At 37.6% G+C, this 20,154-nt stretch carries 22 protein-coding genes and 2 pseudogenes; 14 read left to right on the top strand and 10 right to left on the bottom strand.

The annotated features are described in order from the left end of the window. Nucleotides 1-77: 77 nt before the first annotated feature. Nucleotides 78-1,172, bottom strand: coding sequence for a S1C family serine protease (locus PGN18_RS03160; protein ID WP_335317907.1), 1,095 nt, complete (start codon nucleotides 1,170-1,172; stop codon nucleotides 78-80). Between the two features lie 6 nt (nucleotides 1,173-1,178). After that, nucleotides 1,179-1,745, bottom strand: coding sequence for an RNA polymerase sigma factor (locus tag PGN18_RS03155; protein WP_335317906.1), 567 nt, complete (start codon nucleotides 1,743-1,745; stop codon nucleotides 1,179-1,181). A gap of 201 nt (nucleotides 1,746-1,946) precedes the next feature. Here PGN18_RS03155 and PGN18_RS03150 point away from each other — a divergent pair, with 201 nt between their 5' ends. The 6 genes from PGN18_RS03150 to PGN18_RS03125 all read left to right on the top strand — a co-directional run bounded on the left by PGN18_RS03150 (nucleotide 1,947) and on the right by PGN18_RS03125 (nucleotide 6,490). Then, on the top strand, nucleotides 1,947-2,165 hold the full coding sequence (locus PGN18_RS03150; RefSeq protein WP_090985534.1) for a hypothetical protein: 219 nt from the start codon (nucleotides 1,947-1,949) through the stop codon (nucleotides 2,163-2,165). A 147-nt stretch (nucleotides 2,166-2,312) separates the two neighbouring features. Further along, nucleotides 2,313-2,531: a hypothetical protein gene (locus PGN18_RS03145; RefSeq protein ID WP_121283151.1), complete on the top strand. Its 219-nt coding sequence runs from the start codon at nucleotides 2,313-2,315 to the stop codon at nucleotides 2,529-2,531. 131 nt (nucleotides 2,532-2,662) lie between these two features. After that, nucleotides 2,663-2,884: a hypothetical protein gene (locus tag PGN18_RS03140; protein ID WP_335317905.1), complete on the top strand. Its 222-nt coding sequence runs from the start codon at nucleotides 2,663-2,665 to the stop codon at nucleotides 2,882-2,884. Nucleotides 2,885-3,309: 425 nt separating this feature from the next. Next, nucleotides 3,310-4,656, top strand: a complete 1,347-nt coding sequence (gene purB / locus PGN18_RS03135) for an adenylosuccinate lyase (protein WP_335317904.1) — start codon at nucleotides 3,310-3,312, stop codon at nucleotides 4,654-4,656. An 87-nt stretch (nucleotides 4,657-4,743) separates the two neighbouring features. Beyond that, nucleotides 4,744-5,295: a NifU family protein gene (locus PGN18_RS03130; RefSeq protein ID WP_335317903.1), complete on the top strand. Its 552-nt coding sequence runs from the start codon at nucleotides 4,744-4,746 to the stop codon at nucleotides 5,293-5,295. A 598-nt stretch (nucleotides 5,296-5,893) separates the two neighbouring features. Further along, nucleotides 5,894-6,490 (top strand): GIN domain-containing protein, encoded by a 597-nt coding sequence (locus tag PGN18_RS03125; RefSeq protein ID WP_335317902.1) that lies wholly within the window; start codon nucleotides 5,894-5,896, stop codon nucleotides 6,488-6,490. 372 nt (nucleotides 6,491-6,862) lie between these two features. Here PGN18_RS03125 and abc-f read toward each other — a convergent pair whose 3' ends face one another. Continuing rightward, complete coding sequence (abc-f, locus tag PGN18_RS03120; protein WP_335317901.1) at nucleotides 6,863-8,497, bottom strand: ribosomal protection-like ABC-F family protein; 1,635 nt, start codon at nucleotides 8,495-8,497, stop codon at nucleotides 6,863-6,865. Between the two features lie 223 nt (nucleotides 8,498-8,720). Here abc-f and PGN18_RS03115 point away from each other — a divergent pair, with 223 nt between their 5' ends. The 5 genes from PGN18_RS03115 to PGN18_RS03095 all read left to right on the top strand — a co-directional run bounded on the left by PGN18_RS03115 (nucleotide 8,721) and on the right by PGN18_RS03095 (nucleotide 14,514). Continuing rightward, on the top strand, nucleotides 8,721-9,737 hold the full coding sequence (locus tag PGN18_RS03115; protein ID WP_335317900.1) for an SDR family NAD(P)-dependent oxidoreductase: 1,017 nt from the start codon (nucleotides 8,721-8,723) through the stop codon (nucleotides 9,735-9,737). A gap of 236 nt (nucleotides 9,738-9,973) precedes the next feature. Then, nucleotides 9,974-10,786 (top strand): helix-turn-helix domain-containing protein, encoded by an 813-nt coding sequence (locus PGN18_RS03110; protein ID WP_335317899.1) that lies wholly within the window; start codon nucleotides 9,974-9,976, stop codon nucleotides 10,784-10,786. 301 nt (nucleotides 10,787-11,087) lie between these two features. Continuing rightward, a complete protein-coding gene (locus PGN18_RS03105) occupies nucleotides 11,088-12,422 on the top strand; it encodes a putative sensor domain DACNV-containing protein (RefSeq protein ID WP_335317898.1) in 1,335 nt (444 codons plus the stop codon). Between the two features lie 38 nt (nucleotides 12,423-12,460). Further along, entirely contained in the window at nucleotides 12,461-13,690 is a 1,230-nt protein-coding gene (locus tag PGN18_RS03100) for a sensor histidine kinase (protein WP_335317897.1), read from the top strand. Nucleotides 13,691-13,713: 23 nt separating this feature from the next. Further along, the gene (locus PGN18_RS03095; RefSeq protein WP_335317896.1) at nucleotides 13,714-14,514 is read left to right on the top strand and encodes an XAC2610-related protein; all 801 of its coding nucleotides are present in this window, start codon (nucleotides 13,714-13,716) and stop codon (nucleotides 14,512-14,514) included. A gap of 62 nt (nucleotides 14,515-14,576) precedes the next feature. Here PGN18_RS03095 and PGN18_RS03090 read toward each other — a convergent pair whose 3' ends face one another. Then, nucleotides 14,577-15,632 (bottom strand): hypothetical protein, encoded by a 1,056-nt coding sequence (locus tag PGN18_RS03090; protein WP_335317895.1) that lies wholly within the window; start codon nucleotides 15,630-15,632, stop codon nucleotides 14,577-14,579. A 304-nt stretch (nucleotides 15,633-15,936) separates the two neighbouring features. Here PGN18_RS03090 and PGN18_RS03085 point away from each other — a divergent pair, with 304 nt between their 5' ends. From PGN18_RS03085 to PGN18_RS03075, 3 genes are all read left to right on the top strand, one after another. Continuing rightward, complete coding sequence (locus PGN18_RS03085) at nucleotides 15,937-16,239, top strand: helix-turn-helix domain-containing protein (protein WP_335317894.1); 303 nt, start codon at nucleotides 15,937-15,939, stop codon at nucleotides 16,237-16,239. Next, nucleotides 16,229-16,507, top strand: coding sequence for a hypothetical protein (locus PGN18_RS03080; RefSeq protein ID WP_335317893.1), 279 nt, complete (start codon nucleotides 16,229-16,231; stop codon nucleotides 16,505-16,507). The genes PGN18_RS03085 and PGN18_RS03080 overlap by 11 nt, the downstream gene beginning before the upstream one ends. Nucleotides 16,508-16,578: 71 nt before the next feature. Next, complete coding sequence (locus PGN18_RS03075) at nucleotides 16,579-17,091, top strand: O-acetyl-ADP-ribose deacetylase (protein WP_335317892.1); 513 nt, start codon at nucleotides 16,579-16,581, stop codon at nucleotides 17,089-17,091. Between the two features lie 31 nt (nucleotides 17,092-17,122). On the opposite strand, the gene PGN18_RS03070 is transcribed toward PGN18_RS03075, so the two are convergent. From PGN18_RS03070 to PGN18_RS22335, 6 genes and pseudogenes are all read right to left on the bottom strand, one after another. Continuing rightward, the gene (locus PGN18_RS03070) at nucleotides 17,123-17,413 is read right to left on the bottom strand and encodes a hypothetical protein (protein ID WP_335317891.1); all 291 of its coding nucleotides are present in this window, start codon (nucleotides 17,411-17,413) and stop codon (nucleotides 17,123-17,125) included. Between the two features lies 1 nt (nucleotide 17,414). After that, nucleotides 17,415-17,759 carry a TreTu family toxin gene (locus tag PGN18_RS03065; protein WP_335317890.1) on the bottom strand — a complete coding sequence of 115 codons (345 nt, stop codon included), beginning with the start codon at nucleotides 17,757-17,759 and terminating at the stop codon, nucleotides 17,415-17,417. A 53-nt stretch (nucleotides 17,760-17,812) separates the two neighbouring features. Further along, a pseudogene (locus tag PGN18_RS03060) lies at nucleotides 17,813-18,570 on the bottom strand (transposase); the annotation flags it as partial. Between the two features lie 172 nt (nucleotides 18,571-18,742). Next, nucleotides 18,743-19,162, bottom strand: coding sequence for a hypothetical protein (locus PGN18_RS03055; protein WP_335317889.1), 420 nt, complete (start codon nucleotides 19,160-19,162; stop codon nucleotides 18,743-18,745). A 2-nt stretch (nucleotides 19,163-19,164) separates the two neighbouring features. Continuing rightward, nucleotides 19,165-19,842 carry a polymorphic toxin type 24 domain-containing protein gene (locus tag PGN18_RS03050; protein ID WP_442955334.1) on the bottom strand — a complete coding sequence of 226 codons (678 nt, stop codon included), beginning with the start codon at nucleotides 19,840-19,842 and terminating at the stop codon, nucleotides 19,165-19,167. A 36-nt stretch (nucleotides 19,843-19,878) separates the two neighbouring features. Further along, nucleotides 19,879-20,064 (bottom strand): annotated as a pseudogene (locus PGN18_RS22335) (RHS repeat domain-containing protein); the annotation flags it as partial. Nucleotides 20,065-20,154 lie beyond the last annotated feature (90 nt).

Raw genomic sequence — 20,154 nt, 5'->3', positions numbered from 1 at the left:
AATTACAAATTCAGTAAAAAAGCCCTGAAGAAACGATCTTCAGAGCCTAAAAGTATTAATTTGTTTGGGGGTATATTTTAATATGCTTTAATCATAAACACGTAATCTTGTATTTTCTCAATCTGTTTGGTTCGCTTTAAACCAGAAAGCAAACTCTTTTTGTTGGCAGAAAGTTTATTTACGCCCAAAGAATCTTGAGGAATAGCCCTCATGGCTTCTAAAATATATTTTGATTTTATGGCAAAAGCTGCACCTTCAGTTTGATCTGGCTTGCCACTAATAATACCAACTAAATTTCCATTATTATCTAAAACCGGACCGCCGCTATTACCTGGGTTAACCGAAATGGCTACCTGATATTGTGTGGTATCTCCTATAAAACCATTTTTAGAGCTTACATAACCTTCTCCAAGTACCGCATCATCTTTCGGGTAACCTAAAGTGTATACAATTTCACCAATATTACTGGTATTTCTTTTAATGGTATAAGGAATAGAAGATAAATTGCTGAAATGTTTATCACTTATTTTAAGAATGGCGATATCATTTTGAGGATCTGTATAAACCGATTTTACCTTAAACGATTCTCCCTTGCTATTTTGTACGTATAAAGAATCAGCACCATTAATAATATGTAGATTGGTTAAGATGTAACCATTTGTAGAAATGGCAAAACCAGTACCGCCAAAACTATTCTGATTATTTGGCTTATCAGAAGTGGCGTTATTATGCTTGATGTTTCTGATTAAGCTGTTTTGTGTTTTAATGGCGTTATTTACCCGGTTACTTAACTGTCTATAACGCTCGGCCTGTTGAGTGCTGTGTTGAATAGAGTAAATTGAAACCAAAGAAAGTACAACAAAAGATGCTGCAACTGCAATGGCAGATTTATGTTTCCGCCATAGTTGGACCACTCGCGATGGATGCGGCCTAAGTGTAGCGGCCAAACCTTCCACATCAATTTCTGAATGGATATGATTTAACTGTTCTTTTAAGCGCAACTGCTCCGCAAACGTATCCATAGAAGCTAAGAAGAACTTATGCGAAACTACCTTATGATCTACTGTAGCATCATTGAGACGCAACTTTTCAAAAGCTTCCATTTCCTGTGCATTAAGTTTACCTAACAGATAATCTTCAATAATTGCGTCTAACTCCAAATCGTTTCTCATTTCAAATTATGGTTGAAAAAATATTTTCTTTAACCTCTGCAGGCATTTATACTTCTGCGTTTTTGCGTTATCGGTATTGGTATAGCCGAATTTTTCGCATATTTCCTGCATGGATAAATTGTGGATATAAAAATCCTGAATAATGGTTTTGCAAGGTTCGCCAAGATGATCAAGCGCTGATTGCATTTTTACAAATGATGCATCTTTTTCTTCGTGGTGCTCAATATCTTCCTCTACAGCGAAAACATCCTCATAATCAGTAATACTCCCCGTTTTTTTACTATTGAGACTTAGTTTTTTTAGCCAAATACGCCTGCAAACTGAATAAATATAAGTTTTCAACTTGCTGCTAAGCTCAAAGTTACCTGCCTTAATTTTGTTATATAAAATAATTATGCCTTCCTGATATACGTCTTTCGCATCGTCTTCGTCACCATTATTGTTCAGGATAAACTGCAAAACCATCGCATAATAAGCTTTGTATAACTTGTTAAGTGTATCTTCAGAGTTATTTAGAACGCCTAAAATAACTTCTCTATCTGTTGGAACTGAACCCTTTAAACTGTTATTCACTAGTTAATACATTTTTCTGTAAATAGTAACCCAATATTAGACAAAAAAATATTTATAGCTACTATATTGCTTAATACAAACATCGAGCAAACGGTAACCCAAATTCAACCGAAAAAATATTTTAACTTTTCTGCAAATTTTCGGGTTACCTTTTTACCTTTGCGGCATTAATAGAAAATAAATTACTAAAAAAATTCAAAAATGAAAAATGCATTCAAATTAGGCTTTTTAGCTTTAGCTTTATCTTTATCAGTTGTTGCTTGTAACTCAGAAAAAAAAGCTGAAGGTGCTGATACTACTTTAACTGATTCTTCTACTATCGTTACTGATACTACTGCAAAAGATACTTCAGTAAAAGATTCTACAGTAAAAGATACAACTGTAAAAACTACTACAGAGAAAACTGAAGTTAAACACTAGTCTAACTTTATTATATAAAAAGCGTCTTGAAGTCAACTTTAAGGCGCTTTTTTGATTTTATCCATTTTTTTTTTATTTTTTATGGGTTACCTTTTTAAATATGCGGTATTAACAGTAAATTAATTAATTACTTAAAAAATATTCAAAATGAAAAATGCATTCAAATTAGGCTTCTTAGCTTTAGCTTTATCTTTATCAGTTGTTGCTTGTAACTCAGAGAAAAAAGCAGAAGGTGCTGATACTACAGCTACTGATTCTTCAACTGTAATTACTGACACTACTGCAAAAGATACTACAGTTAAAGATTCTACAGTAAAAGATACTACTGTAAAAACTACTACAGAAAAAACTGAAGTTAAACACTAGTCTAACTTACTTATAAAAAAAGCCTTTGAAATTCATTTTCAAAGGCTTTTTTCTTTTAGCAGAAAAAAGGCGGTTACCTTTTGAAATTTTTGGTATTAAGAGTATATATTAACCCTAAAACATATATCAACATGAAAAATGTATTCAAATTAGGCTTTTTAGCCCTTGCTTTATCTCTAACAGTTGCTGCTTGTGGCGATTCAAGTAAAAAAGCGGATGGCGCTGATACAACAGTTACAGATTCTTCTACCATTATTACTGACACCACTAAAGTGGATACCGTAGTAAAAGATTCTACCGTAAAAGATACTTCTGTTAAAGCTACTACTGAAAAAACCGAAGTTAAACACTAGTTTAATACGTTAATCGAAATAAATAAGGTCTTGATTTTAATAATCAAGACCTTATTTATTTGAATCCGGGTTAATTACTTATTCTGGTATTAATTGATCATTTTTTTTAAGACCTAACCAGAAAAGAAATGAAAAATGTATTTAAAACTATTTTTTTTAGCAATCGCTTTATCTTTATCAGTTGTAGCTTGTTAATCAGAAAAGAAAGACGGTGGAACAGATTCATTTGAAGTTGACTCTACAGTTAAAAAGATACAAAATAAAAGTTACGACCGTTGAAGACAAGATAAAGCTGATATTACTAAAAAGTCGTTTTACCAAACCAGTTAACGAGCCGTTGTATAACTAACGCTTTTTTATTTTAGACATCAAGGCCTTAAAATCCATCAATTGTAGTACATTTGCGGCAAAATATAATCCGCATAATGAATTTAACATCACTACAAGCTATTTCACCTATTGATGGCCGTTACAGAAAAACTACAGAAGGATTAGCCGCTTACTTTTCTGAAGAAGCCTTAATTAAATACCGGGTATTTGTAGAAATCGAATATTTCATAGCGCTTTGCGAAATCAACTTGCCTGGCTTAGCAAATTTCGATCGAAATCGTTATGCTGAATTACGCAAAATTCATGAAAATTTTTCTGAAGCTGACGCTTTAGAAATCAAGGAAACTGAAAAAGTAACCAATCATGATGTTAAAGCAGTAGAATATTTTATCAAAAATAAATTCGATGCCTTATCTCTTCAAAATTATAAAGAGTTTATCCATTTTGGTTTAACCTCTCAAGATATCAATAATACGGCCATCCCATATTCCATTAAACTGGCTTTAAATAAAAGTTACTATCCGTTGATCAATGCTTTAATTGAAAAAATAACTGCGCTGGCCACAGAATGGAAAGATATTCCGATGCTGGCACATACCCATGGGCAGCCAGCCTCTCCCACCAAATTAGGTAAAGAGTTTTTGGTTTTCGCCGAGCGTTTAACCATCCAGGTAGAAAGTTTAAAAAGTATTCCTAATAGTGCAAAGTTCGGTGGAGCAACCGGTAATTTCAATGCACATCACATTGCTTATCCTCAAGTAAACTGGGTTGATTTTTCGAATCAATTCGTTAATGAAACATTAGGTTTATCACGTGCTCAGCATACTACACAGATTGAACATTATGATCAGTTTGCAGCACAGTGTGATTCCTTGAAACGAATCAATAATATCATTATCGATTTAGACAGGGATATCTGGACCTATATCTCCAAAAATTATTTCAAACAGAAGATCAAAGCCGGAGAAATCGGCTCATCGGCAATGCCACATAAGGTTAACCCTATCGATTTTGAAAATGCAGAAGGTAACGCCGGAATCGCAAATGCACTTTTCGAATTCTTCGCTGCCAAACTACCCATTTCACGTTTGCAAAGAGATTTAACAGACTCTACTGTTTTAAGAAATATTGGTGTTCCTTTCGGACATACATTAATTGCCATTCAATCGACTTTGCGTGGCTTAAATAAAATTTTGTTAAATGAAACTGCTTTGCATGCAGATTTAGATGAAAACTGGGCGGTCGTTGCAGAGGCTATTCAAACTGTTTTAAGAAGAGAAAACTATCCTAACCCTTACGAGGCACTGAAAGAATTAACCAGAACAAACACTAAAATTAACGCAGCAAGCATTGCTGAATTTATTGAAGGTTTGGCCGTTTCTGAAGAAATAAAGGTACAATTGAGAACCATTACACCTTTTAATTACACTGGCGTTTTTTAGTTAAATTAAATTGACGTTAAGCAGACAGCCAACAGCGGTTTTATTGATGACTAATTGTTAATTTTGTTTATTCAAATTGATTAAGACATGACGATTAACGTATATACAGAACAGACTCCAAATCCAGCTACCATGAAATTTATGGTAAATAAACTGTTAGTAAACGGCAGTGAGGATTTTGCGAATAAAGAGAGTGCTGAACATTCACCTTTTGCAAAAGAATTGTTTAAGTTCAACTTTGTTTCTGGCGTTTTTTTCGCCAGTAATTTTGTTACCATTACCAAAACAGATGATGCAGAATGGTCGGATATTGAAGCTATTTTAAAAGAATTTGTTAAGGGCGCAGTAGAATCTGAATTAAAAATTAAAGAAGCAGCTGCTGAAGAAGCACCTACGTTTGAAGGTACGGAGACTGAAATTAAAATACAGCAGATTTTACACGATTATGTACGCCCTGCTGTTGAACAGGATGGTGGCGCTATTACATACAAATCTTTTGATGAAGGTATAGTAACCGTAGAATTACGCGGCTCTTGCAGTGGCTGTCCGTCTTCTACTATTACGCTTAAATCAGGTATCCAAAACTTATTGCAACGAATGGTTCCAGAAGTAACTGAAGTGGTTTCTGAAGCACTTTAAAATTGAGCATTTTTTCATAGTATATATAGTGAAAAGGTCGCGATGAGAGTCGCGACCTTTTTTTATGCTTTCTCTATTATTTAATTTCTTAAATAAAAAAGGGCAAACATTCATCATGCTTGCCTCTCCCTTGTTTAAAGTCATCAAAAATTTAAACAATTCCCTAAAACATGCATGATAGATGGTAAACTCATGCTATCACAAAAATAATACTATCTGGTTAAACTATTTCAATTCATATTATTATGTACTTGATAATAATCAAAGCATATCCACAGCTCGCCAATTAAATACTAAAGCAATTAAATATGCATTATAATTACTTTTTGTATCAACTTGATGGTGGTTAGCTTTAGCGTTATAGTCTGCTCGTTAAAGTCTGCTATATGACTGTTCGCTGTCGCACATTAACTGTTCGTAAATGAACAGCTTTATGCTGGAAATAAGCTACAACATTACTTAGAAAGCAATTGAGGGCACATTTTTATTTTGGCACCCGCTTGGTTAAGCTTGCTGTAAATAATAACGGTGCAAACTGATTTCCATGAGTGAACACCTTAACCTAAGAAATTTAAAATTTAATTTAGTAAAGCAGACAATGAAAACATCAATTAAGACATTAATTACCCTACTATGCGCGGCAACAACATTAACGGTTATCCATCCAAACAATTTAAGGGCTGCAGAAAATAACAGCATGATATTTCAAAAAATACAAGATTTTAGAAAGATTGTGATAAGAGGCAATATAGAAGTGACGTTGGTTCAGCAACCAAAAATTGGTATATCCTATACAAATGATAATCAAGGAAAGGTGAAAGTTACCCAGCAAGGTGAGGTGCTAAACATTATCAACGCTGATACAGAAAAGTGCAAACTTATTGTTTATATAAGTGATATCTACCGTATTGAAGCGAACGAAAATGCAATAGTGAAAACTGAAGCAAGGCTCTCAACCAAATTCCTCCAGATTATCCTCAAGGACAATGCTATTGCAGATATCGAAACCAGTAGTGAGGGGTTATACACTGAAATCCTGGATAACAGCACATTAAAGTTAAAGGGTAATACCAATCACCATGCTTTGGTTATGGGTAAAGCACCTAGTTTAATCATTGATGGTTTTGCATCAGTCCAAACAGAAGTTAGGCGTGTAGAAATACCTAAAGAAGAAATTACAGCACTTGTTCCATAACTTAAGCACCATGAGGGGATTTATCGCATAAAATCAATATAAATGATAGCTTTCTTCTCCGAACTGTGAACTGCGGGAGATCGTTATTCACAAATGATCCGATAGCCATCTGATGGGAACCGTAATGCAAGCACTTTAAGGTTCCCGCAGGCGCGGGAATGACGACCACACCAGTTGATTCTGTAAATCGTAGCAAGTGCAACGAAGTCGGCGAAATCTTTGCTGATTATCGTCACCCTGAACTTCCGCCCGGCCTGGTCGGACGGGTGTTTCAGGGGCTTTCAGACTAGAGAGATCATTTGATTTTAATTCAACTTAAAAAAGCAGTTCTTTTCAGAACTGCTTTCAAATTTCGGTATTGGAAAACGCTGTTTAGCTTTGCTCAATTTCCTTCAAACTATTCATTTTTTTATAAGCTAAAAATCCTTTGATATCTTCGAAGTGCTCGCGAACACGCTTATTTCCAAATTCAAATACCTTTTGCACCAATCCATCGAGGAAATCACGATCGTGTGACACCAAAATCAACGTTCCATCAAAATCTTTCAATGCATCCTTAATAATATCTTTAGTTTTCATATCCAAGTGATTGGTAGGCTCATCGAGGATTAATACGTTTACAGGCTCTAACAACAGTTTAATCATGGCTAAACGGGTTTTCTCGCCGCCAGAAAGCACTTTAACTTTCTTAGTGGTATCATCCCCGCTAAACATAAAAGCACCTAAAAGGTCTTTGATTTTTATCGAGCCATCACTTAGTGGAATCTGATCAATGGTTTCGAATACCGTAAGGTTCTCATCTAGTAAAGCAGCCTGATTTTGAGCAAAGTACCCAATCTTAGCATTATGACCAACTTTTAAACTGCCTTCAAAATCGATCTCTCCCATAATGGCTTTAATCATCGTCGATTTACCTTCGCCGTTTTTACCTACAAAAGCCACTTTTTCTCCACGCTCAATGACCATTGATGCTTTTTCAAACACAACATGATCGCCATAAGTTTTGGTAAGTTCTTCTACCATTACCGGGTACTGACCTGAACGTGGTGAGGGTGGAAACTTCAACCTTAATGCTGATGTATCCACTTCATCAATTTCGATTACTTCCAGCTTCTCGAGCATCTTTACACGAGACTGCACTTGTAAAGTTTTAGAATAAGTTCCCCTAAAACGATCAATAAATTCCTGATTATCGGCAATAAAACGTTGTTGTTCTTCGTAAGCCTTTAATTGGTGGATCCGACGGTCAGCGCGCAGCTGAAGATAATGGGTGTATTTAGCTTTATAATCGTAAATCCTGCCCATGGTTACCTCAATGGTACGGTTGGTGATATTATCAACAAAAGTACGGTCGTGTGAGATGACCATCACCGCCTTTGCCGAATTGATCAGGAAATCTTCCAACCATTGAATACTTTCAATATCCATATGGTTAGTAGGCTCATCCAATAAAATCAAATCAGGTTTTTTTAGTAAAATCTTAGCTAACTCAATGCGCATCCGCCATCCACCCGAAAACTCTGAAGTTTGGCGGGTAAAGTCTTTGCGTTCGAATCCTAAACCTTTTAGCACTTTTTCTACTTCTGCATCATAATTGGTTTCTTCAATCGAATAAAATTTCTCACTTAGTTCCGATACACGCTCAATAAGCTTCATGTAGTCATCGCTTTCGTAATCGGTTCGGATAGTAAGCTGCTCGTTTAGCTCATCAAGCTCTTTTTGCATCTGGTTAACCTCTGCAAAGGCTTTCATGGTTTCTTCAAAAACAGTTACATGATCTTGAGTGAGTAAATGCTGTGGCAAATAGGCAATTACAGCTTCTTTCGGGCCTGTAACGCTACCCGAAGTAGGCTTGGCCACATCAGCAATTATTTTTAGTATGGTCGACTTGCCTGCGCCATTTTTACCCATGAGGGCGATTTTATCGTTCTCGTTTATGGAGAAGGTTACATCGCTAAAGAGGGTGGTTCCGCCAAATGAAACGGAGATATTATTTACATTGATCACGAAATGGGAATATTAAATTAAGGCAAAGATAAAGTAAAGCAGTTGAATTTCAGTTAGAATAAAATACTTAAAGAACAGCAGTCACCTTAAACCTCATTTTTGATTTGGCATATAAAACAAAATAAAAAATGACCTTCTCAACAAAGCAAATTGACACGCTAAACAAAACTTACCCATGGTTACCTGCCTAAATTTGTCCTATACATTTAATTTAAAATCAATAATGGAAAAGAACAATTATCAAGGCGCATTACAACACCCGTTGGGTTCGGGTTTTAACGCAAATTCAACATCAACAGAAGTCATCTTCGGTATTGACTTAACGGGAAAAATCGCCATTGTAACGGGTGGTAATGCTGGTATTGGTTTGGAGACCACAAAAACACTGGCTGCAGCGGGAGCCACCGTAATTGTACCAGCCAGGGATACTGATAAAGCCAGGAAAAATCTAGAAAGTATTCCAAACATAGAAATTGAAGCAATGGATCTTGTAAAGCCAGAAACCATTGATGCATTTGCTGAGAAATTCCTGGCGACAGGCAGACCGCTGCACATTTTAATCAATAATGCGGGAATCATGTGGGTCCCTTTGCAGCGGGATAGCCGCGGATTTGAATCTCAGCTTTCCATAAATTACTTTGGACAGTTCCGTCTGGTAGCCAAACTATGGCCAGCGCTTAAACATGCAAATGGTGCGCGTGTGGTCAATGTTTCTTCACTGGGGCATCATATGGCAGATTTTAATTTCGATGATCCCAATTTTGAACACAGGGAATATCAAACGCTTCTTGGATATGGGCAATCGAAAACAGCCAGTAACCTTTTCGCTATGGAATTGGATCAACGTGCAAAAGCACATCAGGTAAGGGCCTATTCGCTACATCCGGGATCAATTGCTGGAACAGAACTGGCCAGAGATGCTGACATTGAGCTTTTTAAACAGATGGGATTTTTTGATGAAAATGGAAACATTCATCCGGAAGTATTAGCCAGCCTCAAAACTATCCCACAGGGTGCTGCAACTTCGGTATGGGTAGCCATCAGCCCGTTGCTTAATCACATTGGTGGTGTATACTGTGAAGATGCAGATATCGCTGAACTTCTATCAGACAATCCGTCCATTCCAAACCATGCTAAATTGCATCAAAGTGGTGTAATGCCTTATTCGCTGGATGAAAGTAATGCTAAAAAACTATGGGCATTAACAGAAGAAATGACAGGTATTGAATTTAAATTATAGGCTTTCAACAACTTAGCTGGAATCCCTGATTTACAGTTGGCAATATTGTTATTGATTATATTGCTGCCAAACAACTACCAAAACGGCACCTATCACGAAAAGAAGAAATTTGAAAGGGAAAAGGCCGTATTTGAACTGGCATAACTGTTTTAATTGCAGATCAATTAAATTTAATAGCCATCCGATGATGACAGTGTATATAATGGAAATGACACAAAAACCATAACTTTATCGCAATGGAACATATATCTAAATATCTCACCAAGGAAATTAAGCTTTCCAGTTATGAAGATAGGCTGTTTAAATCTGACCTGATGTTTGATGACCATATGTTGGTATGGTTTATTTCGGGAGAAACCAAAATCATCCAGGCGGAATCTACTTTTAGTTTTAAAACAGGCGATATTTTCCTGATTCCGAGCAACGAACTGGCAACCATCATTAATTACCCGAAAAATGGCTTACCACATAAAACTGTGGTGATGCACCTATCGACCGAGCGATTGAAAAAGTTCTATGAAAAAACCGAGCATAAAAAGAATATACAGCCACAGCAGAAGATTTATCGCTTTAACAATCATCCATTATTGGAAAGCTGCCTGGCTTCGTTAATTCCCTATTTTGATATGAAAGGCGAATTCCCGGAAAGTTTAGCTAGCCTTAAAATTGAAGAGGCCATAAATATTCTGCGGTTGATCGACCCCAGTGTGGACAGCGTTCTGGCTAATTTTGATGTCCCAGGTAAGATCGACCTGGTTGATTTTATGCAGCGCAATTTCATGTTCAATATGCCGTTGGAAAAATTGGGCTACCTAACAGGCCGCAGTTTGTCTACATTCAAAAGGGATTTTAAAAAATTGTTTCATACCACACCTCAAAAATGGCTAACCGATAAAAGGCTGGAACTGGCATACTATCATTTAACCGAAAAGAAGAAAAAACCGACAGAGTTTTACCTCGAAATCGGTTTTGAAGACCTCTCCCATTTTTCCTTTATTTTCAAGAAAAAATACGGCGTCTCTCCAAATCAACTTTCATTCAACAGATAAAAAAGTTCAACTTCGAGCAACCAATCAGCTTTTTCCGGGCAATAGCAAACCTAGCTTATCAGCTATAACCTGAACTCAACCAACAATATGTTTTAAAAACTATTAAGAGGTATTTTCAATTCAATTGCTAAATATTGGTGCGAAAGGTGTAACAATTGAATTTCTGTTTTCCCTTTAGATCCAAGAGGAGGAAAATACACCTAGATCAATAAAATAAAAAAAAGCACTGGTAAAAAAAACACATTACATCATTTGCTGTTGTATATCCTAAATCCAACCCTATAACGAGCGCTATCAGGCAATGATTGAGGAAAAATCAAAAACAACGGACCTTGCGGCGCATATTCATGCCAAGCTTAACCACAGCAGACTGGCCTTAGCTACTCCCCCATTAACTGTTCTCGAAGATCTTTTCGAATGTCTTTTCTATACTTCAATGAGGACAGAAGAGGGCGAATTGACCAAGGTAGCCGTAACGCTGATTGATCCTGCTAACCCTGATCCTACTCCGCCGAGAAAAATCGTTTCTGAAAGATGGAGCTGTGTAGAATTTACCCAGCACATTCCGCTCGACATCAGATCTTTGGCTAAACTTTCTAAGGCAGCCGACCCATCTGGTACCTCCCTTGCCATTTATTATGATCAAAATGGAAAATTATTTATCTGGGGAATGATCGATCAGGCCATGCACTACCAGAGTTTTCTGAACTATGAATCCGAATCGGGATCGGAGCAACCTGGATTGTTTCAGGTATTTATAGACGATATTGCTACACTAAAGGTAATGTTTGACTATGAACTGCTGGCCACCTTAAAACAAAACGTACTGGTTACCCGCTACCTGGATGTATTTACCATCGGGCCAGTATCTAAAATCATCAGAAAAAACGCCGGTGTAATCAGGGAAGAAATTAAAGACTTTCTGGCCGCATCGCATCCAGGGGAAGATTTTGCAGACTGGGAAGAATTTGTAGACAGTATATGGACCCAAACATTATCCAGGCTTTTGCTAAAAATCCAAAATTATCATCATGGCGGCGCGTTGCTGATCTCAGGAGATAGCAGCGATGTTGATATCAAATATGCGGTAAACTATAAGAGATTGCAACTAGCCATCAGTGCTTATCTAAAGCAGACCATCAACAGCTATATAACAGAAAACAGGATCGACCAGCGGCTGGCTTCGGGCAAACAAACGGTAACTAAATTACTCTATGAGCAGGAAACTATCGCCCTGCATGCCAAAACTGAAGTAGCCAACGAAATTAAAGGTTCGGTGAGTTTCATCGCCTCGCAAAGCTGTGTAGATGGTGTGGTATTATTTGGACAGGATATGGTGGCACGGGGATTTGGAGGCGTAATACGCTCGAAAAAGATGCCTGGAAAAATCTATATTTCGTCCACCGCCACCGCAACACCAAAATCATTGGCACCTACAGATCCGAAACACTTTGGTACCAGGCACCGCTCCATGATTGCCTACTGCTGGGCACACCCTGGCAGCTTGGGTATTGTTATTTCTCAAGATGGAGATATCCGTGTATTTTCCAGAATCGAGGACAAACTGATTATGTGGGAGAACATTAAAACGCAGCAGTATCAAAAAAGTGGAAAGCTCAAAGCAACAAGAAGCTAAACACAAATTAAAAATTTAACGCTACAATTAAACATAATTTGGATAACATAGCAAAACTTCACGAAAATGAAAATCAGCGGCTACAGGCCCTAGAATCTTATCAGATTATGGATAGCCTGGCCGAAGAAGATTTCGATGAGCTGACTCAGATGGCTTCACAGATCTGTGGAACACCTATTGCACTGATTACTTTGGTAGACAGTTCGCGCCAATGGTTTAAGAGCAAACTCGGCATCGACGTTCAGCAAACACCGCGTGAGCACGCTTTTTGTGCACATACCATCATTGACCCAACTGGGCTTATGGTGGTGAGTAATGCAAAGGAAGATCAACGGTTTGCAGAAAACCCCTTGGTTACCGGCGATCCTAATATAGCATTTTATGCCGGAGTTTCGCTAATGACTCCGGAAGGGATGCCGCTCGGTTCGCTATGTGTGATCGATACGGTTCCAAGAACGCTTGACGAGCGGCAGTTATGGTCGCTCAAGGTACTGGGCAAACAGGTAATTGCACAGATGGAAATGAGAAAAAAACTGTTGCTGCTTTGTGAAACGAACAGACGCCTTGCAGAGACCAATCAATTTATGCAACAGTTCGCCACCACCGCTGCACATGATATCAAAAACCCGTTAACTACCATTTCAATGAGCACGGAACTATTAACCAAACATTTGTACAGTAGCGGTGATCAAAAAGGTTACAAACTGGCATTGGTTAGCTTTAATGGTATAAAAGCCCTTGGGAAACTCATTAACGACATGCTCGAGTATTCTATCAGGCCAGAAATCCTGACAGCCCAACACGAACTTATTGAACTTGGTAGCTTTCTGCGAAAAACGGTATCAATGCTTAGTATTCCTGAAAATGTACAGATCAATTATCCTAAAGCCGGAACCGAGATCAGCACTTCAGCCATTGCACTACAGCAGATCCTGATCAACCTATTAACCAACTCTGTACGGTACAATGACAAACAGACTTGCCTTATTCAGATAGATTGTATAATTGTCAACGGCCTAGCCAACATCACCGTTAGTGATAATGGGATGGGCATCAGACGAGAAGAGTTGGAGCGTATCTTTCAAAGGAATGTCACCCTGAACACATCTGACCGTTTCGCCCAAAGTGGAACAGGAATTGGCCTTGCTACTGTAAAACTTTTGGTAGAGAAACTAGGTGGTGAGATCAGTGTGCAGTCTACCCCTGGCGTAGGCAGCGCTTTTACCTTTACCATCGGATCAAATAAAACCAGTGTAAAAAAGAGTTAAAATAACCCAAGCTTTAAAAGATAATGTTTAAAATATTTGCTGCTATTGCTTTTTTTATGCCCCTTTTTACAACTGCACAAATGAAATTCAGATCTGTTGGTACAACGAAACCTATAGCATTTACATTTGGCTTTCAACACCCTAAAGGTGCTTTTGTATGGTACAAAGGGCAGAAAGAACCTATTCCATTAAAATTAAAAACAAGTGATGTTGATAGTTCTGAAAGAGAGAGCGGTCAGCCTGATTTTCACACTTACAGGTTTACCGAAATGTATAAGGGCAAAGCTACAGGTGAATATGGCATTACCGAGTGGCCTCGAAATGTCGATGACATTTATTATATCCGATTTAAAGACGGTAAGAAATTTAAATTCGATTTGATCAAAGATGATGAATTTTATGATGGAAAGGAAATGGTTCTTTTAAAAGATATAAAAGTATATTACAATGCCTTCTATGATGATAATCTAATCTTCGTATACCCTGATGGCAGCAAAGTAAAATTCCTTTTAAACCATTTGGATAAGAACCAAGCCAGAAGGATAGGAATTAAGGATTACAATTTTGACGGCATAGATGATATTTCTTTTGAAACATCCAATGGTAATATCCAAAACCTTTCGTACGATGTTTTCATCTATAATCCATCAATCAAAAAATTCACAAGGCTTAAAGAACCAAATAATACAGGTTGCGGCCTTTTGAATAATTTAAAAGTTGATCAGGCAAATAAATGGCTTATTACCAAATGTAAACGTGGAGCACGATTGAACAGCTTTATTTATAAATTTAACCCATCAGGTGAACTCATATTGGTGAAATAAAACTTTAAATGAGCATATTTTAACGCTTCTTTTTTCTGTTGGCGATGATGGATTTTGAAATTTTACTTTGCCTTTATCAGAAATAACTGCCTGTAGTTTGGCGCGTAGAATGAAAAACCATTCGGCGAGTGATAAAAGGCAGGATTATAAAGTTCAGCGGAAGATCCAGCTTCCCAAACCTGGTATAAATGTGGCGTATATCCATTGTGCTTCTCTTTCTCTACCACCAAATCAGGAACCATAAATTCAAAATTCCTACCTGCAATATGGGTTTCAAAAAATCCCTGACCACGCCAATTGTAAACACCGAAGCCACCGTCGCCACCACCGATAATGTGGTAATATTTCATCTTTTCTTTTGGATGAAAATGCAGGAGTTTAACATTTTTCGGTATTTCAAAACTTACTTCTCCACTGCGAAAAACATCTTTACGATACCTACTGCTACTTTCCTCATCCGGCACATTCATATAACCTTCCATTTTTTGCCATAACAATTGCCACTTTTCATCAGCGTAAAAATAGATTTGCCTGTACTTAACGTCGTTATTTACAACTGAGTTAAAAAACCAATATTTGGCGCTAGTTTTTATTTTATTAATCGTGGCTTCAACCTTTTCATTAGTCCAGCTCGAATCAGCATTTAGCTCAATCACTTTACGCTTGGTGGCATCACCATTAAGCGGCCAAGTATTATAATAGGCATGCTTGTCGCTGGTATAAACCATAAAATCATCTATGAATTGTGTCCAATAGCCATTACCAGCCACGTAAATAGAGTCAGTAATTGCTCCTGTTTTATCTATTTTATAATAACGGTTATCATACTTTGTTTCCTCATCAACCGTCGCGTCGCAATCTATAATCACTTGATTATTGACTGACGAAAAAATACGAATGGGATTAGGAGATGCCAAGCTTGAAACCACTACCTGGGCAACCAGACTTACCTCGAAAACATTTGATCTGTAATGCTTATTAATTTCCTGAAACGCAGCATATTTCCGATCCAAAGGTTTATCATTGCGTGCTATAATGAGTTTATCAATTGGATAAAAAATATAGATTCCAAGGGCAATTATTATAATTATACCGATCCATAACCACATTTTTTTCATCTTAACTACCTATTAATTTAGTGCATGTTCCGTGTTAGGAAGTGACCGAAAGACTGTATGCTTTAAAAAGCTTCGACTATCCCATTGATTCTACCTTTATAATTCGAACTCTTACCTACCTGACAACAGTTTAAAACAGACCTTATTAATTAGTCCCTAGTCTGCTAATTCTTGACCTAACGCTTAAAACTACGGGCAAGTTGGGTTTCAATATCCTATTTATATAGCTATCTTTATTCAACCGCTCAATTACAATATCAGTTAATTACTTTAATATGACTTTAAGACAGCACATCACCACTTTATGCAAGAAAAGAAGATTTCCCAGGCCGAACTTGGTAAGATTGTACAAACATCGGGCGACATCATTGGCCGATACGAAAGGGATGAGGTAAAGCCCTCTATCGAGGTCGTGATACGTATGGCCGATGCCCTTGAGGTTTCGCTCGACTACCTCGTGGGCAAAACAGATATGGAACTTGACAGCTCTACCCTCAACCGGATACAGGAAGTGGCAAAACTTCCTGAAGAAGATAAAACACAGGTGTTCCTTGTAATTAACGCAATTGTAAGAGATTTTAAAGCTAAAAAAGCCTATGCAGGATAACAACAGACATCTGGAGATTCTCCAGGCCCTGGCCGCTGGTACCGACCCCATAACCAGAGAAGTATTCCCTGCAGATAGCCCATACAACCACCCCGAAATCATCAGGGCATTATTCTTTGCACTTGATGAACTTAGGGCAGTAGCCGAAAAAGGAAACCAGGGAATGCCCTGGAGTGAAGAAGAAGATGAATTGCTGTCACAACGTTTCGATGAGGGCATCAAGCTTACCAGCTCGCTAACTGCACTCCATAAATTATGGAGCAATTAAAGCGAGGCTAATTAAACTTGGGTTAATAAAGAAATAAACAACAACTTCAGGTCAAACTAATTTAAACCAGGATGATTGAATTAATACAAGGTGATATTACAACAATGAAAGTAGATGCTATTGTAAATGCTGCAAATTCGTCATTACTTGGTGGCGGTGGTGTTGATGGCGCTATACATAGGGCCGGCGGGAAATCAATACTTGAAGAATGCCAAAGAATTAGGAATAAACAAGGTGGCTGTAAGGTGGGAGACGCTGTTATAACAACAGGCGGCCAACTTCCTGCGAAGTTTATTATTCATACCGTAGGACCTGCTTGGAATAATGGAAAAAGTAATGAAGAAAATTTGCTATCATCTTCTTATTATAATAGCCTTAAACTTGCATTAGAGAATCAAATACAAACGATAGCTTTTCCAAATATAAGTACAGGAATCTACCACTTTCCTAAAAATAAAGCAGCTCAAATTGCCATTAAAGTAGTTTCAAGCTTTTTACATGCTACGGACAAAATCAAGAAAGTAATTTTTGTTTGTTATGACGCAGAAAACTATAACATCTATAATAAACTTTTAAAGAAGTAGAACCCTTATTTTGAGGGTTCTACTCGCTAAACTATAATAAAAGATGTTGCAATTCTTCAAACACTTTCTCTTTTTCTTCTTCTTGATTTGGCTCAAGCAAGATATTCAATAATTGTTTTTCCTTTTGATAATCCCAAACAAAGAAACCAATCCAACCCAATTCCCAAAAATCAATATTACCACCTATCTGACTCGAGTTAAACTCGACTTGATTTAGTGAACCAAAATCACCATTCTTAAAGGATTTATACTCCAGCTTATATCTAACAAGTTTTGGCTCAATTTTATTTTTGAACCATTCAATATCCTTTATTACTTTCATTTTATTTAACTTTTAAAATTGGCGAAAGATTTTCAACCTTAGGTAACAACTGACCTCCTTGCTTTTGTAAAGCATTTTGCATTGCCTTACCAGCATTAGGCCTCATTGCTTTAAACCATCCACTTTTTACACCCTGCAAAAGACTGTTTGTCGGGACTTGGAATTCTGCATAAAAAGAACCCTTTGCTGCAGCATTGAATGCACTAGGGCCACCAGTAGCCACAAAGGTTTGCCCTCCGGCACCTTCAACCATTTGACCGCTTGCCGACATTGTCTCATATTCCGCTTTAGACATCCAACGAACTACGGTTGTCATTTCAGCTCCTGCAGTTTCTGCTGCCCCCACTCCGATTCTGCTTAGTAGTGCACCTAACCCTGAAAAAACAGGTTTGAATATTGCTCGGCTGTTTTGTGGCCAATCCTGGCATCCATATCTTTGGATATTGCATAATTCTCCCCGGTATCTTCAACTGTTTCCTTCAATAGGTTCAGTTTCTCCTTTACTACAGGGATTTCACTTAGTGCTTCATCAGACTCGATAAGTTTTTGTAGTTTATTGCAGTATTCTATTTCCTTTAGGATATCATTTGATTCATTCTTCTCGGCCATCCGGGTTTTGAAATCATCATCCATTGAATATACTGCTCTTCGCAGCAACTTTGAACGTTGCCTGAGTACCTCAACAGGTGAGTACAGGTTGGATCTTGAAAGTGAATGTGTAGCATCGACAATGATGGACCTGGATTTAATAATACCTTTTTCCAGGGCTAAAGAAACGGTTTTTCCAATCAGCAGGTTTAAAAGATCCATGTCCTTAAGACGAAGCTTGCGGAACTTGGTCAGCGAGCTTGGATTTATCACCTCCTCTTCAGGGGACATCTCCAGAAAATATTTAAAGGACATATCGTAGCGGGAACGCTCTACCACATCAACATCCGAAACGCTATAGATCGTCTTCAATAACAAATATTTGAACATGCGTACCGGACTCTCTGCCTTACGCCCGTTGTCAGGGCAGTACTTACTTATTAGTTCATCATAGATAAAGCTAAAATCTATAAGCTCATTAATCTTGCGCAGTAAATTCTCCTTGGGAATAATCAGCTCATAAAGCTTGGAAAACTCACTAACTGGATTTTTTGTTGGTGAAGAAGCATCTTAAAAGCAGTAATAATATACCTTTAAAATACAAAAAAAGGAGTACAAAAACTAGTTTTATACTCCATTTATCCCTTTTCGATATAGGACTTTTTCAGTGCCCTCCTTTTATATCAACAGGCTTTGCTACAATTATATTCATCTCTCACACGCGTGCGCCAGCTTAGGATATCACTCTTGAATATCTTGACTTTGAGAAAATTCCGGATCCCGTTTAAGTTCCAGTTCAAACCCTGTAGAAAAAAAACTAATGCTACCAACATTTGTTTTGACAACATATTCATTTTCTATCAGTAAGCCATTTGGGGTATTTCTTTTCTTACTTCTTGATATATCTTCAGCTATTAAATCAGACATATCGAGAAATGAGATTTTGATTTCTAAGTCCGAAACATTTTGAAAAGAAAGCTTTGCGGGAGCAACCCAATAACCTTTAAAGTTCTTCTCCCATTTGTAGATATAATCAAGAGAAAGACTGAAGACAAAATCCTTTTCAAAAAGCAGAGCACGAATTCTATTATCATGCCATCCCAGATCATTAAAGTCTCTTTCATTCCAAATGTATCTTTCTGGCTTCATACTTTTTTTCATAATTAATTTTGTTTTTCAAGAAATTTTCTAATTAACCTTATCTGTTCCTGTGTTATTGGTGTTGCTGGCCCTCTATCTTTGTTAAGAAAAGTCTGTCCAGTTCTTGTATTTACATTTTTATGACTATATTGAACATGTGGTGTCGGTGAACCTTTATGTGATGCTCCCTGTAAATCAAAATGAGTTGCTCCTTTCTCCGTTTTAATTGTTACAGAATTCTTTCCTCCATTTAATTCCGTAGATATTTTCTTTGCCTGGGCTTCTAATGATGTTGCTTCCTTAATTAATTTGTTTGCAACACTTGTCGTCATTCCTTCAGATTGCGCTTTTGCAACCATTACACCTGTTGTAACCTTACCCAACATACTAAGTGGTGCAGCAACTTCGATACCATTTACCAAGTGTCCTAGCATGTCCTTACCAATTCCTTCACTAGGTACTTGTCTCATTTCAGAAGAATAATTACCTTCTTTATCCTGTACTTCAATTGCCTCCCATTTCATTCCAGGGTCGGTCTTAGCAACAGCACTATAAGCGAGGGTCTTCAAAGCGCGATAGCCATTCACAAACAATGCTCCTATTTGAATACCAAAATTTGCTGCATCAGGGGTGTCACCGATAGTTGCTCTGTGTGGGCAATCTGGCTGGTCGCATTTACCATCGGGATCTATCCTATTCATCGGATTATTAGAACAATAGTGATAGGGATTTAGACTCTCCGAATGCTCTGACATCGGGTCAACCACGTTCCATCTCCCAATCACCGGATCATAGAACCTAGCGCCGTAATCGTACTGTCCTAACTCCTCTTGCAACTCCTTGTCATTGTAAAGATACTTATTTACATTGGAATTTGGAGAGCCTACTTTTCTTAAACCGAAAGCGTAATAACCGAGGCACAGCCGAGTTCATGAACTCCGTTAAAAATATAAACTAGCGGTGAATAATCGTCACGCTGTATTACCTCTAAAGCATATGGAGCTACAGGGCTC

Origin of the sequence: Pedobacter terrae (assembly GCF_036946585.1) — a bacterium.
In the GTDB taxonomy this organism is placed as follows: Bacteria; Bacteroidota; Bacteroidia; order Sphingobacteriales; family Sphingobacteriaceae; genus Pedobacter; species Pedobacter terrae_C.
This window is presented reverse-complemented; position numbering and strand designations above follow the sequence as displayed.